5 protein-coding genes are annotated in these 3,621 nt (G+C 43.9%); all 5 read right to left on the bottom strand.

Annotation, left to right across the window (positions count from 1 at the left end):
* Positions 1-120: 120 nt before the first annotated feature.
* Entirely contained in the window at positions 121-258 is a 138-nt protein-coding gene (locus B9T16_RS26785) for a hypothetical protein (RefSeq protein ID WP_410246189.1), read from the bottom strand.
* Complete coding sequence (locus B9T16_RS26780; RefSeq protein ID WP_410246188.1) at positions 225-977, bottom strand: Uma2 family endonuclease; 753 nt, start codon at positions 975-977, stop codon at positions 225-227. Before B9T16_RS26780 ends, B9T16_RS26785 begins: the two co-directional genes overlap by 34 nt.
* Before the next feature lie 58 nt (positions 978-1,035).
* Positions 1,036-1,872, bottom strand: a complete 837-nt coding sequence (locus tag B9T16_RS26775) for a Uma2 family endonuclease (RefSeq protein ID WP_410246187.1) — start codon at positions 1,870-1,872, stop codon at positions 1,036-1,038.
* 58 nt (positions 1,873-1,930) lie between these two features.
* Positions 1,931-2,788 (bottom strand): Uma2 family endonuclease, encoded by an 858-nt coding sequence (locus B9T16_RS26770; protein ID WP_410246186.1) that lies wholly within the window; start codon positions 2,786-2,788, stop codon positions 1,931-1,933.
* A 58-nt stretch (positions 2,789-2,846) separates the two neighbouring features.
* The coding region (locus B9T16_RS26765) for a Uma2 family endonuclease (RefSeq protein ID WP_410246185.1) at positions 2,847-3,621 on the bottom strand (775 nt) is incomplete at its 5' end.

The following is a 3,621-nucleotide window of genomic DNA, read 5'->3' as shown; positions in this document are numbered from 1 at the left end:
TCATCAGAGTCGGGAAGTTCATCACTGGTGGGTAGGTTTTTATAAAGGTCGATGGAAACCATAGGTCTAAACCAGTAGAAGACAGTTTATCCCCCATTATAGCAGTTATATCGCTAGAATCTATAATTCCTCTAGCTGCTGACGTACCACCTCTACAGATAACCCCAATGCTACAGAAATTTGCTGTACTGTTAATCCGATATTGTCTAATTGAGCAATAGCTGCTAAACGTGCTTGACGTTCTTTTTGTGCTTCCAATTGAGCCTGTGTGCTTCCAATTGAGCCTGCTGTGCTTCCAATTGAGCCTGCTGTGCTTCCAATTGAGCCTGCTGTACTTCCAATTGAGCCTGCTGTGCTAACTCTTCGGCGCTCAAATAACGTCTCCCGTATTGGTCAAACCAAGACAGGATTTCTCGGTCAATACCACCTACTGTAGCTTGAGTTCTACCGATTCCTAAACCGATTTCTGGTAGCCAGTAGGGTTCCCCGGTTTGTAATTGGTACTTACCATCTATTTGTCGATAAATCTCGAAGGGTTGATGGCGATCGCGTTGGTAATATTCTGGGTTATAAATAACGTAATACAATACCCCCAACTTTTCATAAATCGCCATTTTGGACTCATACTCATTTCCCGGAGTCCAGGAAACCACTTCTAACACTAACTGGGGAACCATTCCCCCCTCTTCCCAGACCACATAACTTTTCCGAGATTTATTACCCGGTCGGCGGCGGTTCACTCCCACCGTCAGAAAACCATCAGGAATTACCGGGACTCTGGGGTTTTCCCCGCTGGTGTGATAAATTCCCATATCTACACCGAAATACCAATCATTGCGGTCTTTCCAGATAATTGCTAGAAGAAATAATAGGTAATTGGGGAGAAAATTTTGGTCTTCGTTATCCACAGGAGTATCATCAGAGTCGGGAAGTTCATCACTGGTGGGTAGGTTTTTATAAAGGTCAGTAGAAACCATAGGTCTAAACCAGTAGAAGACAGTTTATCCCCCATTATAGCAGTTATATCGCTAGAATCTATAATTCCTCTAGCTGCTGACGTACCACCTCTACAGATAACCCCAATGCTACAGAAATTTGCTGTACTGTTAATCCGATATTGTCTAATTGAGCAATAGCTGCTAAACGTGCTTGACGTTCTTTTTGTGCTTCTAATTGAGCCTGCTGTGCTTCCAATTGAGCCTGCTGTGCTTCCAATTGAGCCTGCTGTGCTTCCAATTGAGCCTGCTGTGCTAACTCTTCGGAACTCAAATAACGTCTCCCGTATTGGTCAAACCAAGACAGGATTTCTCGGTCAATACCACCTACTGTAGCTTGAGTTCTACCGATTCCTAAACCGATTTCTGGTAGCCAGTAGGGTTCCCCGGTTTGTAATTGGTACTTACCATCTATTTGTCGATAAATCTCGAAGGGTTGATGGCGATCGCGTTGGTAATATTCTGGGTTATAAATAACGTAATACAATACCCCCAACTTTTCATAAATCGCCATTTTGGACTCATACTCATTTCCCGGAGTCCAGGAAACCACTTCTAACACTAACTGGGGAACCATTCCCCCCTCTTCCCAGACCACATAACTTTTCCGAGATTTATTACCCGGTCGGCGGCGGTTCACTCCCACCGTCAGAAAACCATCAGGAATTACCGGGACTCTGGGGTTTTCCCCGCTGGTGTGATAAATTCCCATATCTACACCGAAATACCAATCATTGCGGTCTTTCCAGATAATTGCTAGAAGAAATAATAGGTAATTGGGGAGAAAATTTTGGTCTTCGTTATCCACAGGAGTATCATCAGAGTCGGGAAGTTCATCACTGGTGGGTAGGTTTTTATAAAGGTCGATGGAAACCATAGGTCTAAACCAGTAGAAGACAGTTTATCCCCCATTATAGCAGTTATATCGCTAGAATCTATAATTCCTCTAGCTGCTGACGTACCACCTCTACAGATAACCCCAATGCTACAGAAATTTGCTGTACTGTTAATCCGATATTGTCTAATTGAGCAATAGCTGCTAAACGTGCTTGACGTTCTTTTTGTGCTTCCAATTGAGCCTGYTGTGCTTCCAATTGAGCCTGCTGTGCTTCCAATTGAGCCTGCTGTGCTTCCAATTGAGCCTGCTGTGCTTCCAATTGAGCCTGCTGTGCTAACTCTTCGGAACTCAAATAACGTCTCCCGTATTGGTCAAACCAAGACAGGATTTCTCGGTCAATACCACCTACTGTAGCTTGAGTTCTACCGATTCCTAAACCGATTTCTGGTAGCCAGTAGGGTTCYCCGGTTTGTAATTGGTACTTACCATCTATTTGTCGATAAATCTCGAAGGGTTGATGGCGATCGCGTTGGTAATATTCTGGGTTATAAATAACGTAATACAATACCCCCAACTTTTCATAAATCGCCATTTTGGACTCATACTCATTTCCCGGAGTCCAGGAAACCACTTCTAACACTAACTGGGGAACCATTCCCCCCTCTTCCCAGACCACATAACTTTTCCGAGATTTATTACCCGGTCGGCGGCGGTTCACTCCCACCGTCAGAAAACCATCAGGAATTACCGGGACTCTGGGGTTTTCCCCGCTGGTGTGATAAATTCCCATATCTACACCGAAATACCAATCATTGCGGTCTTTCCAGATAATTGCTAGAAGAAATAATAGGTAATTGGGGAGAAAATTTTGGTCTTCGTTATCCACAGGAGTATCATCAGAGTCGGGAAGTTCATCACTGGTGGGTAGGTTTTTATAAAGGTCRRTAGAAACCATAGGTCTRAACCAGTAGAAGACAGTTTMTCCCCCATTATAGCAGTTATMTCGCTAGAATCTATAATTCCTCTAGCTGCTGACGYACCTCATTAATAGATAACCCCAATGCTACAGAAATTTGCTGTACTGTTAATCCGATATTATCTAATTGAGCAATAGCTGCTAAACGTGCTTGACGTTCTTTTTGTGCTTCTAATTGAGCCTGCTGTGCTTCCAATTGAGCCTGCTGTGCTTCYAATTGAGCCTGCTGTACTTCCAATTGAGCCTGCTGTGCTAACTCTTCGGAACTCAAATAACGTCTCCCGTATTGGTCAAACCAAGACAGGATTTCTCGGTCAATACCACCTACTGTAGCTTGAGTTCTACCGATTCCTAAACCGATTTCTGGTAGCCAGTAGGGTTCCCCGCTTTGTAATTGGTACTTACCATCTATTTGTCGATAAATCTCGAAGGGTTGATGGCGATCGCGTTGGTAATATTCTGGGTTATAAATAACGTAATACAATACCCCCAACTTTTCATAAATCGCCATTTTGGACTCATACTCATTTCCCGGAGTCCAGGAAACCACTTCTAACACTAACTGGGGAACCATTCCCCCCTCTTCCCAGACCACATAACTTTTCCGAGATTTATTACCWGGTCGGCGGCGGTTCACTCCCACCGTCAGAAAACCATCRGGAATTACTGGGACTCTGGGGTTWTCCCCGCTGGTGTGATAAATTCCCATATCTACACCGAAATACCAATCATTGCGGTCTTTCCAGATAATTGCTAGAAGAAATAATAGGTAATTGGGGAGAAAATTTTGGTCTTCGTTATCCACAGGAGTA

It is taken from the genome of Arthrospira sp. PCC 8006, from assembly GCF_046480465.1.
GTDB lineage: Bacteria > Cyanobacteriota > Cyanobacteriia > Cyanobacteriales > Microcoleaceae > Limnospira > Limnospira platensis.
The sequence above is the reverse complement of the archived record's forward strand: the minus strand, read 5'-3'. Positions and strand labels throughout refer to the sequence as shown.